General features: G+C 37.3%; 24 protein-coding genes. 7 read left to right on the top strand and 17 right to left on the bottom strand.

Features of this window, described 5'->3' with window-relative positions:
* The 4 genes from AB3I27_RS12160 to AB3I27_RS12145 all read right to left on the bottom strand — a co-directional run.
* Positions 1-178 (bottom strand): DUF1071 domain-containing protein (locus AB3I27_RS12160; RefSeq protein WP_368023012.1); only part of this gene is annotated, 178 nt, incomplete at its 3' end.
* Positions 171-512: a hypothetical protein gene (locus tag AB3I27_RS12155; protein ID WP_278023435.1), complete on the bottom strand. Its 342-nt coding sequence runs from the start codon at positions 510-512 to the stop codon at positions 171-173. The genes AB3I27_RS12155 and AB3I27_RS12160, both read right to left, overlap by 8 nt.
* The gene (locus AB3I27_RS12150; protein WP_104885822.1) at positions 505-828 is read right to left on the bottom strand and encodes a hypothetical protein; all 324 of its coding nucleotides are present in this window, start codon (positions 826-828) and stop codon (positions 505-507) included. The genes AB3I27_RS12155 and AB3I27_RS12150 overlap by 8 nt, the downstream gene beginning before the upstream one ends.
* 175 nt (positions 829-1,003) lie before the next feature.
* On the bottom strand, positions 1,004-1,729 hold the full coding sequence (locus tag AB3I27_RS12145) for a phage regulatory protein (protein WP_002323905.1): 726 nt from the start codon (positions 1,727-1,729) through the stop codon (positions 1,004-1,006).
* Between the two features lie 52 nt (positions 1,730-1,781).
* Between AB3I27_RS12145 and AB3I27_RS12140 the strand changes: the two genes are divergently transcribed.
* Positions 1,782-2,189, top strand: a complete 408-nt coding sequence (locus tag AB3I27_RS12140; protein WP_002323904.1) for a hypothetical protein — start codon at positions 1,782-1,784, stop codon at positions 2,187-2,189.
* Positions 2,190-2,302: 113 nt separating this feature from the next.
* On the opposite strand, the gene AB3I27_RS12135 is transcribed toward AB3I27_RS12140, so the two are convergent.
* The 4 genes from AB3I27_RS12135 to AB3I27_RS12120 are packed head-to-tail and all read right to left on the bottom strand — an operon-like array spanning position 2,303 to position 3,748.
* Positions 2,303-2,476, bottom strand: coding sequence for a hypothetical protein (locus AB3I27_RS12135; RefSeq protein WP_278023437.1), 174 nt, complete (start codon positions 2,474-2,476; stop codon positions 2,303-2,305).
* Entirely contained in the window at positions 2,452-2,703 is a 252-nt protein-coding gene (locus AB3I27_RS12130) for an excisionase family DNA-binding protein (RefSeq protein WP_002325344.1), read from the bottom strand. Before AB3I27_RS12130 ends, AB3I27_RS12135 begins: the two co-directional genes overlap by 25 nt.
* 14 nt (positions 2,704-2,717) lie before the next feature.
* Positions 2,718-3,467 (bottom strand): phage antirepressor, encoded by a 750-nt coding sequence (locus AB3I27_RS12125; RefSeq protein WP_278023438.1) that lies wholly within the window; start codon positions 3,465-3,467, stop codon positions 2,718-2,720.
* 47 nt (positions 3,468-3,514) lie between these two features.
* Complete coding sequence (locus AB3I27_RS12120) at positions 3,515-3,748, bottom strand: hypothetical protein (protein WP_002333661.1); 234 nt, start codon at positions 3,746-3,748, stop codon at positions 3,515-3,517.
* A 141-nt stretch (positions 3,749-3,889) separates the two neighbouring features.
* Here AB3I27_RS12120 and AB3I27_RS12115 point away from each other — a divergent pair, with 141 nt between their 5' ends.
* The 3 genes from AB3I27_RS12115 to AB3I27_RS12105 all read left to right on the top strand — a co-directional run bounded on the left by AB3I27_RS12115 (position 3,890) and on the right by AB3I27_RS12105 (position 6,207).
* Positions 3,890-4,597, top strand: a complete 708-nt coding sequence (locus AB3I27_RS12115; RefSeq protein ID WP_278023439.1) for an XRE family transcriptional regulator — start codon at positions 3,890-3,892, stop codon at positions 4,595-4,597.
* A gap of 76 nt (positions 4,598-4,673) precedes the next feature.
* Positions 4,674-4,880 carry a hypothetical protein gene (locus AB3I27_RS12110; RefSeq protein WP_002306332.1) on the top strand — a complete coding sequence of 69 codons (207 nt, stop codon included), beginning with the start codon at positions 4,674-4,676 and terminating at the stop codon, positions 4,878-4,880.
* A 115-nt stretch (positions 4,881-4,995) separates the two neighbouring features.
* Entirely contained in the window at positions 4,996-6,207 is a 1,212-nt protein-coding gene (locus AB3I27_RS12105) for a tyrosine-type recombinase/integrase (protein WP_368023011.1), read from the top strand.
* Positions 6,208-6,553: 346 nt separating this feature from the next.
* On the opposite strand, the gene AB3I27_RS12100 is transcribed toward AB3I27_RS12105, so the two are convergent.
* The 6 genes from AB3I27_RS12100 to AB3I27_RS12075 form a co-directional block, all read right to left on the bottom strand.
* Positions 6,554-8,281, bottom strand: coding sequence for an ABC transporter permease/substrate binding protein (locus tag AB3I27_RS12100; RefSeq protein ID WP_002310030.1), 1,728 nt, complete (start codon positions 8,279-8,281; stop codon positions 6,554-6,556).
* A complete protein-coding gene (locus AB3I27_RS12095) occupies positions 8,274-9,467 on the bottom strand; it encodes a glycine betaine/L-proline ABC transporter ATP-binding protein (protein ID WP_368023010.1) in 1,194 nt (397 codons plus the stop codon). The genes AB3I27_RS12100 and AB3I27_RS12095 overlap by 8 nt, the downstream gene beginning before the upstream one ends.
* Before the next feature lie 186 nt (positions 9,468-9,653).
* Positions 9,654-10,298, bottom strand: a complete 645-nt coding sequence (locus AB3I27_RS12090) for a GntR family transcriptional regulator (protein WP_002287801.1) — start codon at positions 10,296-10,298, stop codon at positions 9,654-9,656.
* A 93-nt stretch (positions 10,299-10,391) separates the two neighbouring features.
* Positions 10,392-10,526, bottom strand: coding sequence for a hypothetical protein (locus AB3I27_RS12085; RefSeq protein ID WP_002290587.1), 135 nt, complete (start codon positions 10,524-10,526; stop codon positions 10,392-10,394).
* Position 10,527: 1 nt separating this feature from the next.
* Positions 10,528-12,660, bottom strand: coding sequence for a ferrous iron transport protein B (gene feoB / locus AB3I27_RS12080; protein ID WP_104760029.1), 2,133 nt, complete (start codon positions 12,658-12,660; stop codon positions 10,528-10,530).
* Positions 12,657-13,130, bottom strand: a complete 474-nt coding sequence (locus AB3I27_RS12075; RefSeq protein WP_104760028.1) for a ferrous iron transport protein A — start codon at positions 13,128-13,130, stop codon at positions 12,657-12,659. Before AB3I27_RS12075 ends, feoB begins: the two co-directional genes overlap by 4 nt.
* 401 nt (positions 13,131-13,531) lie before the next feature.
* On the opposite strand from AB3I27_RS12075, the gene nrdH reads away from it, so the two are divergent.
* The 3 genes from nrdH to nrdF all read left to right on the top strand — a co-directional run bounded on the left by nrdH (position 13,532) and on the right by nrdF (position 17,089).
* Entirely contained in the window at positions 13,532-13,756 is a 225-nt protein-coding gene (gene nrdH, locus AB3I27_RS12070; protein WP_002287795.1) for a glutaredoxin-like protein NrdH, read from the top strand.
* A gap of 158 nt (positions 13,757-13,914) precedes the next feature.
* Positions 13,915-16,074 (top strand): class 1b ribonucleoside-diphosphate reductase subunit alpha, encoded by a 2,160-nt coding sequence (gene nrdE, locus AB3I27_RS12065; protein ID WP_002310024.1) that lies wholly within the window; start codon positions 13,915-13,917, stop codon positions 16,072-16,074.
* A 49-nt stretch (positions 16,075-16,123) separates the two neighbouring features.
* Complete coding sequence (gene nrdF, locus AB3I27_RS12060) at positions 16,124-17,089, top strand: class 1b ribonucleoside-diphosphate reductase subunit beta (protein ID WP_002287792.1); 966 nt, start codon at positions 16,124-16,126, stop codon at positions 17,087-17,089.
* A 46-nt stretch (positions 17,090-17,135) separates the two neighbouring features.
* On the opposite strand, the gene AB3I27_RS12055 is transcribed toward nrdF, so the two are convergent.
* The 3 genes from AB3I27_RS12055 to AB3I27_RS12045 form a co-directional block, all read right to left on the bottom strand.
* Positions 17,136-19,559 carry a polysaccharide lyase 8 family protein gene (locus AB3I27_RS12055; protein WP_222896925.1) on the bottom strand — a complete coding sequence of 808 codons (2,424 nt, stop codon included), beginning with the start codon at positions 19,557-19,559 and terminating at the stop codon, positions 17,136-17,138.
* A gap of 135 nt (positions 19,560-19,694) precedes the next feature.
* A complete protein-coding gene (locus AB3I27_RS12050; RefSeq protein ID WP_002335212.1) occupies positions 19,695-20,501 on the bottom strand; it encodes a PTS system mannose/fructose/sorbose family transporter subunit IID in 807 nt (268 codons plus the stop codon).
* The gene (locus AB3I27_RS12045) at positions 20,488-21,285 is read right to left on the bottom strand and encodes a PTS sugar transporter subunit IIC (protein ID WP_002348299.1); all 798 of its coding nucleotides are present in this window, start codon (positions 21,283-21,285) and stop codon (positions 20,488-20,490) included. The genes AB3I27_RS12050 and AB3I27_RS12045 overlap by 14 nt, the downstream gene beginning before the upstream one ends.
* Positions 21,286-21,290: the final 5 nt, after the last annotated feature.

The following is a 21,290-nucleotide window of genomic DNA, read 5'->3' as shown; positions in this document are numbered from 1 at the left end:
CAACTCTGTAGTGTTTATACTCATTAATAGTTACCGTTGCCTGTGGATCATTCTTTTTCATAATCTCCCATGCGTGAGCCCAAGATAAATAATCAAAATTTCCTTTTTTCTTGAGAATTTTATTTAACTTACGACTAAAAAGTTTTTCAAAGTTCGTTGTCCCTTTGCTTTCACTCATCAAATTCTGCCTCCATTTCAGCAATGTATTTCTTACCTGATCCGTAATAAGAGATATCAATCAAGTTATCTCTGTCGTACTCTTCTAGTGCATCAATCAAGCCATCTTCGATGACATAGATATATTCAGGTTTTTTGGACTTTTTCGATAAATGGATAAGATAGACATGATCCCAAATACTCACAAAATTCCCCAAATCATCTTGATCACAAGCTAGTTCTTCATTCGTCAAAAGATTTCGTCTGATTTTTCGATTGATTGTTTCCTTGATATTCGATTTGCCCCAACTAGGATCAGTCAAATATTGATCTAGAGTGGAAAGTTCTTTATTCATAAGACTGCACATCCAATTCACCGGGAAAATACTTTGCTCTTTCCTCATTATTAACTAGCGCGAAGAAAGTAAAGCCGCTGAATTTTACAGAAGCTTGAATATGATCTTTATCGAATTCGCTAAACTTGAAACCGACCGATTTCGCGAAAGGCAACTTAACAATATTTTCAGGGCGCATATGGCACTCAATGTCTCCTCTCCAGTTGGGATCAATGCTGAATACTCCTAACGCCTCTAATTCTTTAACGACCGAAGCATATCCTGTTAATTTGTCGGCAATTTTCTTGCTGTTCTTTTTGATTTGTCTTTTTTTCATGATATAATCTCCTCAGATATGTTTTGTTTTGTGACTCTATGCTTGCCGGCTGAGTCACTTTTTTATTTGTTGCCAAGCTTTTTGCTTATCAATATGTTGTTGGCTTAGGATGCTTGGTTTATTGTGTCTCCACCAGCGATTAGCAATTACCGTCCCTATTCTTAGCGCTTCAGCTCTATTCATTTTCATCACCGAAAAGTCTTTGTTGTCTGTTCAGTTGATCGATTTCCATGCGGATCGCAGTTTCTGGTAACCACATTTCAATAAATGAAACAGCATCATCGAATCTCTTACGAGGTAACTCGCCATATCTTGGGATTGAAAAGGTACGTTTAAATTCAGACCAAAATTTTGAGAATACTTTTTTGCTGATTTCTTCATAAGCTCGGCTTTCTTTACCTCCTAAAACTTCCATAACTTTCATATTTCCTTTTTGCTTAATTTCAAACTCTTGTTGTCCGCTAATTCGCATAGTATCTTTAAGCATGGAAACATCTTTTTTAACATCTTTCATTTCTTCTAATTGATAGATCATCATGTCTTCAATTGTTTGAGGAACAGTATTCTTCCGAATAACATCTTCCATTTCGTTGAAAGCTTCAATAAATTTTAGTTTGAAATTTATTGCTTTACTTCCAGTGAATCCCATAGCTAGCAAGGAAAATCCGTCTCTATTCATGAAATAAACTCTCCGACTTCTTCCGTATGAGTCTGGCTCGTTCCCTTCCACAAACATCTGTCCAAAATTGGACCCATCTTCAACATTGGCCGAATTTTCGACCGATCTTTTTATTGATTCGATTGCTTCTAGCACATGCTTGTGTTTCTTTTCAAAGCTGTCTGCGACTTGTAAGCTCGTAGTCACAGCTTCTTTATTTTTCAAAATTACTAATTCTTGCATTATTTCTTCTCTCCTTTTTGATATAATGGTTTAAAAACTGGATGGTGAAAAAATGAGTTTCGATAACACGATCACAATTTCGATTATCCTAGCTTTAGTAGCTCTTATATCCCCTTGGATTACAGCGGTTATAAATAATAAGCATGCTGAATCGATGAAGGATAAAGAAATTGAATTACAAAAACACGATTCAAAAACCCAAACAATACAAACAACTTTCTCAACATTCCTCAACAATGTGGGTATTTGTATTGGTAGTAACACTGATAAAAATATATCTGCTGTAAAAGCATCAGGTTATGCAGTCCTGCCATATATTCAAAATGAAGATATAGAGGTTATGAAAATTTTCTTAAGCCGTTTTGGTTACGGCAACACTAATGCAGAACAAAAATCTCTTGAAACTTATTTGATTGACAAAGTATTACCTATTTTGAATAAATCATTAGAAAAATTGTAAGCATTAGACATACTAGAACCGCATAGGATGTATACCAGTATTCGCCGCGTTTTCTCATGTAGTTATTTCCTAAAACGGCCACGAGATAAACACCTAATAAACAGAACCACACTTTAGTCAGCCTCCCTGGTTGGCTTTTTTGTTTTGTACTCAGCTTCATCAAGCCCAATGAAAATCCAAACCATGTAAACGATCGTGCCGATTAATGCTTGCCTGCTTCCCCAAAGTCCTAAAGCATAGACGATTAGCGGTGCGCTGAATACTAGTGCTCTGTTGAATTTACCCATGTTTTTCCTCCTTTTAGATACTGATACAAAGCGATACTACTAAACCTCCACTCTCTGCCAACTTTCGCTGCTGGAATCTTTCCAGATTCGGCATCTTTAGTCAGCGTGCGTGTTGTGGTTTTTAAATATTCCGCAGCTTGCTTTGTATCCCACACTTCATTTGCAATCTCAGATTCTGCCAAAGAAGCTTTGAGGTCTGAGAGGTTAACTAAAGCTAGTTGCTCCATTGGTTGTTTCCTCCTTAATTTCCTAAAAATTTATTGACAAAATATTGTTGCCCTTTTCCAGTAATCAATGGTGTAAATTTTGTAACTAATTCACCATGAGAGTTTGTACGGATGTGTTCCCTAACATCCATGATTTTTAAATCCATCGAACGTTGTGTCGGTTGATTCTTTCGTCTTCCCTCTTTGCATAGATAACCATTTTCCCGTAGCCATTCGAATAATCGGTTTTGTCCGATGTTAACTCCTCGTTGTTTTAAGATAGTAGCCAAATCTTTGACTAAGCATGAATTGACGCTTCCTTGAACCGCATCAGCAAAAATCGCTTTTGGTTGCATCTCTTGAATAATCAATTCTTTTTGTTTAAGTTGTTCGCCAGCTTGTAAAAGCAAATCAGCTAATGAATCTGGATTGTGTGTGATGTCATATGCTTTTTCATCAGTAAGGTAGGCACCATGTTTTCTAATTGCTGGCAACACTTCGCTAGTCACCCAACGTTTAAATTTCTTAGCATTTGAGAGTTTAGATTTAAGGATTAAACTATATAGCCCTGATTCATTGATAATCGTCATCTCTCTCGATTGACCTGAGGTCGTGATTCGCGACCCCATCTTATCTTCCAAATCTACATGTCGCGACAAAGCATCTTTAGTGTTTGAATAACCCAAAACACTTGCAACGTCTTTGCCTACAAAATATGGTTCATCATTTACTAAAACTGTTCGAACTTCGTTTTGTTCGAAATTAAAAATTTGTGGTGTATTCATATTTTACTTTCCTTTCTTACTTTTATCTCAAATAGAGATATTCGATTTTAAAAAAATAATTCTGATACTTTTTTGTTAAAGTTTTTTGCCAAAATGTACATTTCATAATCATGGAATGGATACTCGCCTTTTTCTTTTAACTCATATTGACGTCTTTCCAAACCAATCAAATCAGCTACGTAAGATGTAGTCCATTCATTTGCAAGCCTAGCTTTTTTGAGTTTTAACTTCGGCTTCAAAAACTCAACTCTTAAGTTTTTCTTTTTTTCCATCGTACTCATGTAATCGCCTCCTTCATTTGATAAATCAATAATATCTCAAATTGAGATATACGTCAATAGCTTTTTATCACTTTTTGAGATATTTTTATTTACACGTTTATTGCAATGTGATATTGTTATCTCATGAAGGAGGTGCCTTTAATGAAGAAAAATATTTTAGGTTCGGTTATAAAGGACGCAAGAAAAAAGAAAAAACTTACTCAAGAACAACTTAGTAAATTAACTGGCTACAGTCAAAATACTATATCTAACCATGAAAACGGAAACCGATCCCTAGATGAAGATAATATCAAAACTTATGCAACGGCTTTGGATTTAACTCCGGACGATCTTTTTGAGGCGTTAGATATTAAAAATTCTCTAGAAAACAAAATAATGATTATCGATAAAAAACAAACTAAAATAGATAATTTATTAGATTTGTATAGCCAATTGGAAGAGTCTCGCCAAACAAAAGTCTACAACTTTGCGGAATATCAATTGAGAGAACAAAACAAACGTCCGAAAACTACAATTGAAATCCGAGGTTATGTGTCCGCTGGAACAGGTGAATGGCTAGAAGATGAAATTGTGGACGAAGTAAGTTATGAAGGCGTGATACCTGAACATGATTTCGCAGTTAAGGTAAACGGTGATTCAATGTTACCGCTTTTCGAAGATGGACAAGTTATCTTTATTAAAAGCACATCGGATGCGCGTGACGGTCAGATAATCGTATGCCAAGTAAATAATGAAGCGTTTGTTAAAAAACTGTCAGGTAACAAGCTAGTGAGTTTAAATAAAAAGTATGAGGATATATCAATCTGTGATACAGATGATTTTAAAATTTATGGCGTAGTCGTTTTATAAAAAAATACCCCAGTCGGAGTTGGCGCTCCGGCTAGGGGTTAGTATTTATTATCATAGTAGAAAGAAGGAAAAGAATATGCCAAGTTACGTTGTATTGCAAGTTGTATTAAAAGAAAAATTTATAGGAAAAGGGTCGCAAAACCTATCAGAACTTGAAAACACTATAAATAGACAGTGTTCTAAAGGTTATCGATTACACACTATTTCCACTACAAACGGTGGTAGTAAAGGTTTCGGTGGTGGCGATAGAATCCAAGCTACTTTAGTTTTCGAAAGTCTGTAAAATAATAAAAACACGCCCCACCGACCAAAGCGAGCGTGTTCTATGAAAAAAACAAACCTACACAATAGGCTTATTCACCTGTCTATTGTATCAAAGAAAGCGAGCTGATTCAATTATGTCAGAAGTAACAGGATACTTAGAACAAGTAGACAACGAAACATATAGACTAAGAGCGGTATTAGGGTACAAACCTGATGGCTCGGCAAAAAGAAAAAGCAAAACTATAAAAGCGAATAGTAAAAGAGCGGCATATAAAGAATTGAACATCTGGTTAGAGCAATTCGAAGGAATGACCGATGATTCGTTGGATTTATTCAATATAACTTTTGGTGAATTTTATAGAAAAATATGGCTTTCAGAGGCCGAAAAAAATTTAGAGCCAAAGTCTTATCATAACTATAAGCGAATGATCGAGAATAGATTTCTTGATAAATTTGATTTTATCCCTCTAATTGACATCAAGCCATACATGATAAAACAAATTGTTGTTAATGCTCAAAGAATCAACACAAAAGATCCTGGGAGAAACTCTGATAAACCTTTATCAAGAAATACGAAGCTTCGCATGTTATATGCCGTTAATAATTTATTTTTGATGGCTAAAAATGAGTACGGTGCAATTAAAGAAAATCCTGTGGAAAATGTAAAAATACCAAAAGAAAAAGGCGTAAAAAAGAATATCGAAGAACCTTATTCTGAAGAAGAAATCCACGCAATGCTAAAAGCAGCATTTGAGGAAAGTATAGAAATTAAAACTTTAATTGTTTTAGCATTTATTACAGGAGCAAGACAAGGAGAAATTGCAGCTTTAGAAGAAAAAGATATTGACTTTGACAAACAAGAAATAAGATTTCATCAGCGGATTTCAGAAGTAGATGGAAAATCAGATATTCGGTTGCTTCCAGGTTTGAAAAATGATGATGATGAAAAAATAGTAACCGGTCCTGCTTATCTATTTGATATGTTAGATGAATTAATCAAAGAGAATAAAAAGATTCGTTGGAAATTAAATATAAAGAAATTAAAACACTATTTTATATTTGATACAAAACAAGACGGAACTTTGCCACGTGGAAGTTATCTGTATAAGAAGTTCAAACGATTCACCAAACGTCACAATTTGCGTCACATTCGTTTTCACGACATTAGACATACATCAGCTACCTATTTGCTTAGCGACCCTAATATGACTCCAAAAGAGCTTCAAAAACGATTAGGTCATCGAGATTTTAATACTACAATGAATGTTTATGGTCATGTCTTACGCAAAGAAAAAGATACAGCAACTACAGCGTTTGAAAACCTATTAAAAAAAGATATAAAATAACAATAAAAAATTATATTTTCGGGTATAAACTCGGGTAGGATATATAAAAACTTGGAATAATTTGCGGTATATAAGCATTTAAAAATGCTGTAAATTCGCTTATCTTCATTTAAAATACCATTAAATAACGAACTCTTAATCAGCGGGTCGCGGGTTCGAGCCCCTCACGGCCCATTGGGTGCCAAACCCACGAGAATGGTAGTTTGTCGGCGTCTTCGGACGTTTCGAAGATGAACTGCGCATTCTCTTTTTTATAGACAAAAAAAGAGACAGACGAATATGGAACTTCCAAAACTGGATTTTTGATCCAATTTTGGAAGCTCCATTTATTTTGTTTCCGCCTTTTTTATTTTTTCCAGCTTTCGACTAATTCTTGGTTCTCTTTGATCCAGTCTTTTGCTGCTTGCTGTGGATCTTTTCCATTGTTGATTTCCAACATGACTTTTTCCATATCTTTTTCTGACCAATGGAAATTGTCTAATACTTTATAAGCTTCTGGCTGGTCTTCTTTCAATCCTTTTCGAACCATCGTATGGATCTGCTCTTCGCTTCCCATTCCGTTTTCAGGATCTTCCAAGTATTTCAGATCATATTTGGCAAACATCCAATGAGGTGTCCATCCTGTAACTACAATTGGTTCGTGTTTTTTGATTGCTTGTCCTAGTGCAACGGTCATTGCTCCTGAAGAAGATGTCTCGACTTTCCAGTCTTTCAAGTTGTCATATTTTTTGATTGTGTTTTCAGCAGCCGTAACTACCCCAGCTCCTGGCTCAATTCCTATAATTTTCTTACCTGCCTGATCGGTTAACTCATCGATCGAATTTACATCCATGTAGGCTGGTACTGCTAAACCGACTTTTGCTCCTGTCAAATTGGCACCTAGGTCTTCGACTTGATCTTTATATTGTGCATACTGTGAACCGTGAGTTTTAGGTAGCCAAGCTGAAACCATGGCATCTGACTCGCCATTTGAAACAGATTTCCACATGATTGAATTATCTAGCGGTGTCATCGTTACATCATAGCCCATTTGTTTCAATACTTCACCGACTACATTTGTTGAAGCAACTTCTGTATCCCATTCGACATAAGACAAGTTGATACGTTTTGTTTCTTTGGCAGAAGAAAAACTTCCTATACCAATCGCACCTAAGATCACTACTACTACAGCACCAATGATCAATCCTTGACGTTTTTTACTTTTTTGTGTTGCAGCTCCTGCAACTTTCTTATTGTTTGGCTGATTCAAATGCTGCGTAAAACGGTCAATGATGATTGCTAAGATAACTAATGCAACCCCGTTGACAAATCCATTCCCGACTTGTGCTCTTTGTAAAGCGGACAATACTCCTCGTCCTAAGCCGGGTGCACCGATCATAGAGGCAATAACGACCATTGAAAGTGACAGCATCGTTGTTTGATTGATCCCTGCCATGATCGTACTTTTAGCTAAAGGCAATTCTAGTTTGAATAGTTTTTGACGACTTGTGCTCCCGAATGAATCAGAAGCTTCTACCAACTCTTTCGGTACTTGTCGAATCCCTAAATTCGTAAAGCGAACGGTTGGTGGCAAAGCAAAGATGACTGAGGCAAATACCCCTGGCACCATCCCGATACCGAAAAATGCAACTGCTGGAATCAAATAAACGAATCCTGGCATCGTCTGCATAAAGTCAAGGATCGGCTTGATGATGCTTTGAGCTTTACTGCTTTTTGCCATCAAGATCCCTAACGGTACACCTATGATGATTGAGATCACACTAGATAAAAGAACAAGTGTGACAGTATTCATCAAGTCATTCCATAGACCTTGGTTATAAATAAACCATAGACCAATCAACGTGAACAACGTAAGTCCTGGACGTTTCTTAGAGATAAAGAAAGCTGCTATCGTCAATAACAAGATAAACAAAGGCGCTGGAATCACTAACAGTAAATTTGTAATCCCCGTCATCACTGCCTGTCCGATCGTTTGTAAAAATGAAAATAGGCCAGAAAAAGTTGTCGTAAACCATTCTGTGATATTTTCTACCCAGTTTGCCACTGGTAATTGATAGTTTAATAGATTATTCATGTTCACTCACCTCGCTTGTTTCTGCTAATGCTTCAATCACACTACCTCGGATGACGACACCTTTTAATTTTCCATCCTCTACAACTGCAAGCGGAGTCGGTGAATCATAAATAATATTGAAAATATCACTTACAACCATGTCTTTTCCGATCACCGTCACATTTTCATCTAAGAAGTCGATCAATGGACGTTTTTGCTTCCTAGCTTCTAACGCCTGATCTGCAGTAATGATTCCTTTCAGGTGTCTCTTTCGGTCAACAGCCATCAGCATGCTGACTTCTTCATTACGCATCCTTGTCAATGCGACATTTGGTCCATCAGATTCGATATTCGTCGTCAATGCAGGTACCATGATGTTTTGAGCAGTAAGCACTTTGGAACGATCGACTTCTTCCACAAATTCACGTACGTAATCATTTGCTGGATTGGTCAATATTTCTTCACCTGTTCCGATCTGCATGATTTCGCCGTCTTTCATTAACGCGATTCTGTCCCCGATCCGTAAAGCTTCATTCAAATCATGGGTAATGAAAATAATCGTTTTTTGAACATTGGCTTGCAAGTCCAGTAATTCGTCTTGCATTTCTCGTCGGATCAGCGGATCAAGAGCCGAGAACGCTTCGTCCATCAGCAAGATCTCAGGATCGTTCGCTAAAGCTCTGGCTAAGCCGACCCGTTGCTGCATCCCACCAGATAACTGATTAGGATATTGGTCTTTAAATGAAAGCAGACTAGAATTTTCTAATGCTTTTTCTGCTTTTTCTTGTCGTTCTTCTTTAGGTATACCACGGACTTCTAACCCGTATTCTGTATTTTCCAAGATCGTTCGGTGTGGAAACAGACCGAAGTTTTGGAAAACCATATTGATTTTATGACGACGGACTTCTCGCAATTCTTCTTTACTTAACTTCGATACATCTTCTTCATCAATATAGATACTGCCCGAAGTTGGTTCGATCAGACGATTCAATAGACGGATCAATGTGGATTTCCCACTCCCGGAAAGCCCCATGATCACGAAGATTTCTCCTTCTTTTACGTCAAAATTCACGTCATACACACCAACCGTCGCACCGGTTTTCTTTAAAATCTCCGTTTTCGGCTGGTGATCATTCATCATATCTAAAGCGGCTTGTGTCTTTTTACCAAATATCTTTGTTAAATGTTTTACTTCTACTTTTACCAAACAAATTCTCCTTTTTTATGTAAATTCATTTTTCTTTCTGAAAAAAGTGACCACACTATGTTAACATCATGTAGTCACTTTGTCAAAAATGAAAGAAATTTGCTTGTCTAAACAGAAAAAAACTTGGTTAAATCTTTATAAATAAAAGGTTTAGCCAAGTTAATATTTTTATAATATTTCACACAATCATTCTGCAAGCTGATGTTCCGGGTAAAAAAAGTTTGTCATACGCTGTAGCGTATACTCATTTCCAATAAAATGAACGATATCCCCTGCCGTAAATTTAGCATAAGGTCCAGGTGAAACAAGTAGTTCTTCGTTATGAGAAATTGCGATAACTGTAGCACCAGTCGCCTGCCAGATATTCAACTCGCTAATCGAACGGTCCAGATGCATTGCTTTTTCTGATAAAGACAATTCAAACGGAAGTAAAGGGTTCATCTTATGTATTCGCTTCGTTTGATTGACCAGCTGATCCAATAATTGAGAAAAATGATTCAGCTCATCTTGTTGCTTCTCCACACTCGCCATGATTTCTGCTTTTGTATCTTGGATAGATTGTACATCTTGATACTGCAATAGGAAATCTTTTGCTTTTTCTTTCGAGGCAACAAATGCCCCACTCCCATGCCGTACTTCCATGATCCCAAGATCTACCAGCACATTGATAGCCTTTCGGGTGGTCTCAGGAGAAGCATTGTACGTACTGGCAAGCGTTGAGCGAGCATGGATCTTTTCACCCACTTTATATCGGTTTTCAACGATACGTTCGGCTAAATCAACAGCAATCTGCTGATAGCGCGGGCGGACGATTTTTTTCTTTCCAGACATTTTCTTTCCTCTTTCTTTTTTTACTTTCCCTCATCTTACTATGCTCTAGCAAAATAAGCAAAAAAGGGGAGAACAGCCTCTTGCAACGACTGATCATCGCTTGATCTGTTCCTTTTTTACTGGGCAAGCTGTTTGACAGTCATCACAATTCTTTCCGGATTTTAAACGAGTATAGACAATCGCTCCTGCACTTCCAAAGATTAATACACTTAATAAGAATGTCGCCATCCTATTCCTCTCCTTCTAATGACAATATAGTATAAAACTGGTTCTTGGATTTTGGCTGGCGGAACAAAACATAAACGAGGCCTATCATCAGTAAAATAGCAAGATACGTCCCTGACGCTACCTGTCCACCCTCCAATAAGTGTCCCAACTGATAGATCACAAAACTAACTAAATAAGCTAAACCGCATTGATAGCCTATGGCGATCCAAGTCCATTTCTTGGCATTCATTTCCCGATGGATAGCCCCAATTGCCGCAAAACAAGGCGCACAAAGTAAATTGAAGGCTAACAATGAATAAGCTGCTGCGGGAGTATATGTGTGTTGTAGCACTTGCCAGATTTCTCTACCATTTTCGGATACTTCCGCATGTCCAAACAAAATACCAAATGTGCCAATAATATTTTCTTTAGCAACTAATCCTGTAATCGCTGCGACAGTTCCTTGCCAATTCCCCCAACCAAGCGGCTGAAAAACAACAGCCAGGATTCGTCCGAAAAAGGCTAGGATACTTTGGTCTTCAGGAACAGGTTGAGCATAAAAATTATAAGAAGAGCTAAACCAGATCACGATACTAGAAACAAAGATAATCGTTCCTGCTTTTTTAACAAAAGACTTGCTGCGGTCATAGGTTTGTCTTAGGATCGTTGACCATTGAGGAAAATGATATGTGGGTAATTCCATGATAAACGGAGCTGTTTCTCCAGCAAACAAACGCGTTTTTTTCAAGCTGATTCCAGAGAAAATAATTGCAGTCATCCCAAGAAAATAGGCAGAAGGGGCTACCCAAGATTGGTGAGGAAAAAAGGCCCCTGCTACTAAGGCAATAATCGGCAACTTTGCAGAACAAGGCATGAATGTCGTGACCATGATCGTCAAACGACGATCTTGCTCGTTTTCAATCGTGCGAGTAGCCATGACCCCTGGTACGCCACATCCCGTGGCAATCAGCATAGGAATAAAGGATTTTCCTGAAAGCCCGAATTTCCGGAAAAGTCGATCCATGACAAAAGCGATCCTCGCCATATATCCGCAGTCTTCTAGAAAGCTCAAGCATAAAAACAATACGATCAATTGCGGTAAAAATCCTAATACTGCTCCCACGCCTGCGATGATGCCGTTCAAGATCAGCTCCTGCATCCATTCCGCTACTTGCCATTCAGCTAACAGTCTGCCAACATGTTCTGGTAGCCACGTTCCAAACAATGTATCATTGATCCAATCTGTCCCCATTGTTCCTACTGTTTGAATAGCCAAGTAATAAATCAGCCACATCACAAATGCAAAGATTGGCAAGGCTAACCAACGATTCGTTGCAATCTGATCGATTTTGTCACTCATCGATAATTGGAAAGAATCATTTGACACGACAGATAGTGCACATAATTGGGTAATAAATTCATAACGTTCATTGACTAGAATCGTTTCACTATCGTCATCCAATAGTTTCTCTGTCAACTGGATCAGTTGTTCGATTTCTTTTTGCTGAGAATTTGTTATCTCATCATCCTCATTCACCTTCTGATCTCTTTCAAAATATTTCATTGCATACCAGCGTTTCTTGCTACTTTTTTCTCCTAGTACATCTTCAATTTCATGTAAAGCTGCTTCTAAACGCGGATCGTATGTACAGGGAACAGGAATAGAAAGCCGTTTTTTTGCAGACTCCTGAATCTTTTCGATTAATTTTTCGATTCCTTGCTTTTTCAATACGCTGATTGGTAAAACTGGTACACCAAGACCATAGGAAAGCTTTTCTAGGTTGATTTTTTTTCCTTCTTTTTTGATGATATCCATCATATTCAGACCAATCATCATAGGAATGCCTAAATCCAATAACTGCGTAGTTAAATATAGATTCCGCTCTAAATTGGTAGCATCAATAATGTTGATGATCAGTTCAGGCTGTTCATGAACCAAATAATCTCTTGCAATCACTTCTTCGGGTGTATAAGGAGACAAAGAATAGATGCCAGGTAGGTCTTGAATATGAATGTTCGGATTTTTTTTCAACGATCCTTCTTTTTTTTCTACTGTTACGCCCGGCCAATTCCCTACATATTGATTCGAACCAGTCAAGAGATTGAACAAGCTCGTTTTTCCGCTGTTTGGATTTCCGACTAACGCGATATTCATTCGTTTTCCTCCCTTTGTACCAAGACTAATTCAGCCTCTGACTTTCGTAACGTCAATTCATATCCTCGCACTGTCAGTTCGATTGGATCTCCTAGAGGGGCTAGTTTTCGGATGACTATTTTTACATTTCGCGTCAATCCCATATCCATCAACCGCCGCTTCACTGCGCCATGTCCGTGGATGGCTACGACGATCCCAGTCTCTCCTGCTTTTAATTGATCAAGAGAGGTCCAGCTTTCAGAGGAAGCAATCTTTTTATTGACAAAGATCTGACTTAGTATTTCCCGACTTACTGCCACTCGATGACTTTTTACCAGTAAAATGGCATTGTTGCCTGATAAATTGACGACGACGATTTTACTTCCGGCAACGACCCCAATATTTTGCAAATGGCGTTTTGTTTTTTCTTCTGTTTCGATTCGTTCGACTTGATAAACGAAGTTTTGCTTTGCCTGAGCTAAGGTTTGCATATTGATTCCTCTCTTGTGAAATAAATCATGTGTTGAAATCATTCATTCTATGTTCTAGTTTTCTCACGTATTACGCAAATAAATGAGAATCATTCTCACATAGAATACTCTCGGTAATTGAGAATGTCAATTACACTTGTGATATTATGAGCGATTCTTTATTATTGATAGATAAAAATGAGAAAAAAATATTTCTTCATAGTTTTCCACAATTTTTTCTCTATTAGATTTGCTATTTTCCCACACGATACTTGTTTTCAGCTCTTTTTTCAAAAACACAAAACTTAGTATTCCACAGTTTCCACAACACAATATGTAGTGTTTGTTGTTTGACTTTTTTACTAAGAGTTTTATACTATCTATTATAGATAATAAGAATGTGTTTAGAGGAGGCACTCATCATGAACGTAAAAATCTTTTCTAAAAATAATTGCATGCAATGCAAGATGGTCAAACGTTTTTTAACAGAAAATCAAATTGCTTTTGAAGAAGTCAATATCGATGAACAACCGGAAGCAGTAGACTGGTTGAAAGCACAAGGATTCCAAAGTGTTCCTGTCATTACTTCCGATGCAGAAACAGTTATCGGATTCCGTCCTGATCAGTTGCGTAAACTTGCCAGCTAACATGACTAAAAGAATCAAAACAAGATACATGGATTTGAAGGGCTTGAGACAGCACCAGTTTTTGTCGCAAACTTCCAAATCCTTTTTTAAAGCTTAAAAACAATGCAATGATTTGCAATCAAGCATCATCAAATACGAAATGAAGGTTGGGCGTACGTATGAGTCTTAAAAATTTACAAGATGTCAGTTATTTCAAGCTGAATAATGAAATCAATCGACCAGTCAATGGTCAAATCCCTTTGAATAAGGATAAAGAAGCTTTGGCTGCCTTTTTTGAAGAAAATGTCAAACCAAATACGATGACTTTTCCATCTATTATGGAAAAAATCAATTACTTGATCGAACAAGAATATATAGAAGCAGAATTCATCCAATTATATTCACCATCATTTATTGAAAAGCTATATCAATTTTTGGACGAACAACATTTTTCTTTCAAATCTTTTATGGCTGCTTACAAATTTTATTCTCAATATGCGTTGAAAACCAACGACGGTTCCGCTTATCTGGAAACTTATGAAGATCGAGTAGCCTTCAATGCGCTTTACTTTGCGAACGGGGATGAAGAATTAGCACTTGCTCTTGCAGATGAAATGATCCATCAACGTTATCAGCCAGCTACACCTTCTTTCTTGAATGCTGGACGTAAACGTCGGGGCGAATTGGTGTCTTGTTTCTTGACTCAAGTCACTGACGATATGAACTCTATCGGGCGCTCAATCAACTCTGCTTTGCAATTGTCCCGTATTGGTGGCGGCGTAGGGATTACTTTATCAAATCTTCGTGAAGCCGGCGCTCCTATCAAAGGATACGAGGGTGCTGCGAGTGGTGTCGTTCCAGTCATGAAATTATTCGAAGATAGTTTCAGCTATTCTAATCAATTAGGTCAGCGTCAAGGAGCTGGTGTGGTTTATTTGAATGTGTTCCATCCAGACATTATTGCTTTCCTTTCAGCAAAAAAAGAAAATGCAGATGAAAAGATTCGCGTAAAAACTCTTTCTCTTGGTGTGATCGTACCTGATAAATTTTATGAATTGACACGTAAAAACGAAGATATGTATTTATTTAGTCCATATAGTGTCGAAAAAGAATATGGTGTTCCATTCTCTTATGTAGATATTACAGCTGAGTATGATCGTCTAGTTGCAAATCCAAACATTCGTAAACAAAAAATCAAAGCGCGTGATCTTGAAAATGAAATCTCAAAATTACAACAAGAATCTGGCTATCCTTACGTAATCAATATTGATACAGCGAACCGCGAGAATCCAATCGACGGCAAGATTATCATGAGTAATTTATGTTCAGAGATTTTACAAGTTCAAACGCCTTCTGTGATCAACGGCAAACAGGAGTATGAAGTATTAGGAACAGATATCTCATGTAACTTAGGTTCGACAAATATCGTGAATTTGATGCAAAGCCCTAACTTTGGTCAATCTGTGCGTACGATGACTCGTGCATTGACATTTATTACAGATGCATCTGATATCGATGTCGTACCACCGATCCAAAACGGAAATAAGCTGAATCATACGATTGGATTAGGTGCCATGGGCTTACACACTTATCTTGCAAAAGAACAAATGGAATATGGCTCAGAGGATTCATTAGACTTTACAAATATTTATTTCATGCTGTTGAATTATTGGACACTTGTTGAAAGCAACAATATCGCTCGTGAAAGAAAACAAGTTTTCCATAATTTTGAAAAATCAGCTTATGCTGATGGCACTTATTTCGAAAAATACGTAACTGGAGAATTCCAGCCAAAATCAGAAAAAGTCAAAGCATTGTTTGAAGGGATTTTTATTCCAACTGCTGAAGATTGGAATACCTTGAAACAAGCAGTAATGAAAGATGGGCTATATCACCAAAATCGCTTGGCAGTAGCACCAAATGGCTCAATTTCATATATCAATGATACGAGTGCAAGCATTCATCCTATCACTCGCATGATCGAAGAACGCCAAGAGAAGAAAATCGGTAAAATTTATTACCCAGCGCCTTATTTATCCAATGAGACGATTCCATATTACACTTCTGCTTATGATATGGACATGCGTAAAGTAATCGATGTTTATGCAACGGCACAACAACACGTCGATCAAGGCATGAGTTTGACTTTATTCATGCGTTCTGAAATCCCAGAAGGTATTTATGAATGGAAGACAACAACGAAGCAAACGACACGTGATTTGAATATTTTAAGACATTACGCTTTCCATAAAGGAATCAAATCCATTTATTATGTACGTACCTTTACTGATGATGCAGAAGAAATCGGAAGCAATCAATGTGAAAGCTGCGTAATCTAATATCATAGATAGATTCGCTTATTCATATTTTAATTAAAGGAGCATTCTCATGTCAGAAACATATTATGAAGCAATAAACTGGAATGAAATTGAAGATATCATTGATAAATCCACTTGGGAGAAGCTGACAGAGCAATTTTGGCTAGATACACGTATCCCACTTTCAAATGACCTAGATGATTGGCGCACATTGTCTCAATTGGAAAAAGATACAGTAGGACATGTATTCGGCGGTTTGACATTGTTGGATACTGTCCAATCTGAAAGCGGTATGGATCAGTTGCGTAAAGATGTCCGTACTCCCCATGAAGAAGCCGTTTTGAACAATATCCAATTCATGGAATCCGTCCATGCCAAAAGTTATTCTTCTATTTTTAGTACACTGAACACGAAAAAAGAAATCGAAGAAATTTTTGACTGGACGAATACGAATCCTTATCTGCAAAAAAAAGCTGAGCGTATTAATGAAATCTACAAACACGGTACACCGCTAGAAAAGAAAATTGCCAGCGTCTTTTTAGAAACATTCTTGTTCTATTCAGGTTTTTATACTCCTCTTTATTATTTAGGAAACAACAAATTGGCAAACGTAGCAGAGATCATCAAACTGATCATCCGAGATGAATCGGTACATGGAACCTATATCGGTTACAAATTCCAATTAGGTTTCAACGAATTACCTGAAGCAGAACAAGAAACGTTGAAAGACTGGATGTACAATCTTCTTTATGAGCTTTATGAAAACGAAGAACGTTATACAGAAGAATTATACGATCCAATCGGTTGGACAGAAGAAGTCAAAACATTCCTACGCTATAATGCCAACAAAGCATTGATGAACCTAGGGATGGACCCACTCTTCCCAGATACTGCCAATGATGTCAACCCAATCGTAATGAACGGGATTTCAACAGGCACAAGCAACCATGACTTCTTCTCACAAGTCGGAAACGGCTATTTGTTAGGTCATGTAGAAGCGATGAAAGATGACGATTATTTGATTGGATTGGAATAAGGATAAAAAATTACGCACAAGAATATTCTATTCTTGTGCGCTTTTTTTATTCCACGACAATTTGTTTTTGTGTATCCGATGTTTGCGAAAAATCAATAGTAAAGCGACCCATCTGCTCATCATAGGTAATTCCTTCACTCATGCTTTGAATAGCTTCAAAATCATTTGGTAATTCAATCGTTATTTTCGTCTTTGTATGAGCAAGATCAGCAAACGTATAACTTTTTTCTTGTTCGTTTATTTTCTTTAATACAGAAAGTGGTTTATCTGTTTTTAATCCATCTAATTCTCCACCAGTATTATCCCAAAAATTGATACCCAAATAACCGGATTCTTTTACTTTTACTGCTTGAATTTTTGGAGTATTTTGAAGAATAGTAACTGGTTCTTTTTCTGCATATTCTTTTAAACCTTTTTCGTTCACTCCGGGTAATATCACATATGCATAAGCTTCATTGATTGGATGTTTTCCATGATTGATCAAAAACTTCCGATAACTTCCATGATAAACTTCATCACTAGGAAATGATTCGTTGATTTCCCTATAATTACCTTGCCGTGCTTCACTTATCACTTTTACTGTTTCTTTCTCAGGAAAATAATAACCGATCGATGTTTCTGATTGACTTGATTGTAACAATAACCATTCTTTTTCACTTTGTTCGGTTGGCTGGGTAATTTCTCCTGTTTCTGTTACAACTTTATAAGTAAACTGATCGTTTAATAAACGATTATCTATAATCGTTTCAATAGACGCATTTGTGTTACCGGTAATTCCCGAACCAAGCGCAATCAATTGATTGTCAAGCACAAACCACGATTTTTTCCCTTTGACATCCATTGGCAAAACTGTCCCATTATTCTTTGTTCCAGTTTTATTTAGAGCCATACCTACCACTGCCTGACCTTCATTTGATACACCGCCAACGGCTTTCTCATTTGATCGCACAGTCGTAAAAGAAGAGATTTCATCTTTTAAAGGGACTGTATCGACCGTTGTTCCTGGCAATCGATAAGGATCGACAGTCGGCCAATAGCTCTTACCGAATTGTACATCATCCTCATTATATAAGTAGACCATCCCATCCGATGTATGCCAACCACGTTTGTTTTCTTTATTTCCTGCTTCAAAAGAAGAGATACGGTTCGAATACATACTGATTCCTACCATATACTTACTGGTACGCTGAACAAAACGATCCATTTTATGATACATTTTTGTCCCTATGAATGGTAAATCCTTCCCTAAAATCGTCTGGTCTTCTAATAAGGATAGTGTCATGACCAGATCATTATAATCTCTTACATTCGTTATATAATACGAAGGGTTCAATTGCATCCAATATTTAACTGCTTCTTTTAGTTCCTTTTGCTTATCTTCTGGTGCAAATTTTGAAACAATCAATAAATTATACATCGTTGAAGACCCGTATCCTACCTTCGTCTTTGAAGGCGCACGCGAAATAGCGCGTCCATTCACCATGGGAAGCATTTCACCTTGGTAAATCAAAGGAATAAAGGCCTTCTCTACATTTTCTACGAAAGCGTGAATGTCATCAGAAGCTGCTGCATAAGAAGTCCCATCCACAATCGTAAAAATCTGTCCGACTCCTTTGATTAGTACATTCCCGTAAGAACCTGTATAAGGAATATCATTATGCTGGATAAAGGAACCATCTGCGTAAAACCCATCTCCACTTGTCACGAGTTGAAAAACATCTTTGATCCCATTCACTGCTTGATGGATTTTTGTGGCATCTTTTTGTAAAATACCTACTCCTAAAACAGTCAATGATAAGTCTGTTCGATTGGCACCAGTCGTTGAAAAGTTAGGGATAAATGCAAGGTCTACAAATGAATCTTGTGGTTTAGTATATAATTGCTGGAATGGATCAGGTACATATTGATTTAAAATAGCTGTATATTGTTGGATTTTTTCACTGGATAGCTCTTGGTGCAACAGTAGAAGGATATTCACAAATTTTTGTGGGATACCAATTTGCCAATCCCACCAATTTCCATAATACTTTTTCCCATCATATCCTTTTTTGGTAATCATAAAATCGATTCCCTCTTTAATTGCTGCAGCAACCTCTGGCTGTTGATAAAGTGTTGTCCCTTTTGTCTTATAGGCATAAGTAAGTTTCTGGAGTTTCGTAAATTGTGTCGTCAAATCTGCTGAAGAAGTATTTCCCGATTCAAGTGGCCATAGATAGGTCCGGTCAGGTGATTGATCCAATGTTTGATATAAATTTTCCGCTTCTTTTGATAACGCTTCTATATATGCTCTTAATGACTCATTTTCCGGACTTTCTTTTTCAAAGACAAGTTGACTTTTCCATCGTTCTTCCATCTTTTGAAATTCATCTTCCTCGGCAAAGGTTGATATACTCATTCCAAATAAACTAATTAAACTAAGCATACTCATCAAAAGAATCCTTCTACCCAAACCTTTTTTCTCCTTCTCCATCTTTGCTCCCTCTTTCTCATCAGATTGTATGAATATACAGAGGCTAAAATCACATTTATCTTAGTGAATGAGAAAACCGCTTAACCTCTACTTTTTGGACAAATATGTGAACGGACGTATCTCACTTTTCCTTTTTTAAGCTAAAATACCAAACGCACTTAATGCAATGGAAAGAATCAAAATGATCCAGATTACTCGTGTGGAATTCAATTTCTTTTGTCCCAACATCCAATAAGTTAATAAAACAAGTAACACCGGAACAAGAGAGGGTAAAATAGCGTCTAATGTATCTTGAATAACTAATTCCACACCATCTTTTTTATAAACAAATGGGACCGTTGCCTTTACCACGGAAGGAATCAAAGCACCAATTACCGTGACACCTAAAACTGTTGCGGCATTAGTGAATGCAGATAATTTGTTTTTCAAAGTTGTGACAAGTTTGACTCCTTGTTTGTATCCTAATGGTAATAACGCAGCCCGTCCAAATAACAAAACGATATTCGCGATGACCCAAATCACACATCCAACAATTGAGCCACTTTGAGCTAATGTTCCTGCAATCGATCCAAAAATCGTTCCCCAAATCACATGGAACAATGAATCACCTACGCCAGCAAGAGAACCCATTAAAGCTGTTTTTAAGGCAATGATTGTGTCTTTTGCTTTGTAACCATCTTCTTCTTCGATTGCCACATCAATCCCCATGATCAAATTTCCGAAAATCGCGTTGGTATTGAAGAATTGATTATGTGTACGCATCATATCTTGTAAGTGTGATTCGTCATTACCATAGAATTTTTTCAATACTGGTAATATCCCATATAAATAGCCAGAACTCATCATTCGTTCATAGTTCCAGTTCAGCTGACTTCCTAAAATATAGCGCCAACTAATCGCATTCAGCTCTTGTTTTGTTAATTTCTGGTTATTCATCCCCATCATATCCTCCTTCAAATGTTCCATTATTTGTGGCTGTCACTGTCGGATGTTCTGCTTTTTCACTATCTTTTTTAAATACAATAATTGCAGCAATCACACCGACGATTGAGACACCAAGCATTGGCACTTGTAAATAAGCGGCTAAAAAGAAACCCAATAGTAAATAAGGAATATATTGTTTTGTTGGAAGGTAATGCAACAAGATTCCCACACCCACGACTGGTAACACCCCACCAGCAGTTTTTAGTCCATTCATCAACCATTCTGGTGTATTTTCTGTGATCGTTGAAACAGCAGCATCACCGACTAAAAGCATCAATAAAATCGGAATGGCTCGTGATAATCCCCAAAGAAAAGAGCCAGATAAGACTAATCGCGGTATACGATTGATTTTCATATCATCAATTGCTCTATCTACACGATGCAAGAGATAAACATTACAAAAGCGAGCGACTACATCAAGTTGCAACATCAATAAAGATACTGGAACAGCCAATCCTATACCATACTCTGCACCTTTCCCAGAGATAACCGCAAATACTGTTCCCAAGACGGCTCCTGTGAAATAATCAGGAACTGATGCCCCACCGAAAGCCGCAATCCCTAGTCTCATTAGTTGCAATGTACCTCCAACCATCAATCCTGTTTTTAAGTCTCCCATAATCATTCCTGAAATCATACCTGCGATGGCTGGTTGTGTTAATGTATTTGAAATAAGCGAATCATTGATTGCAATAAAAGCATAAACCGTAATAAGAATAATTTGATACGCTGCTAAGTGCATACTTT

The organism is Enterococcus sp. C46 (assembly GCF_040887565.1).
GTDB classification, from domain to species: Bacteria; Bacillota; Bacilli; order Lactobacillales; family Enterococcaceae; genus Enterococcus_B; species Enterococcus_B lactis.
The sequence above is the reverse complement of the archived record's forward strand: the minus strand, read 5'-3'. Positions and strand labels throughout refer to the sequence as shown.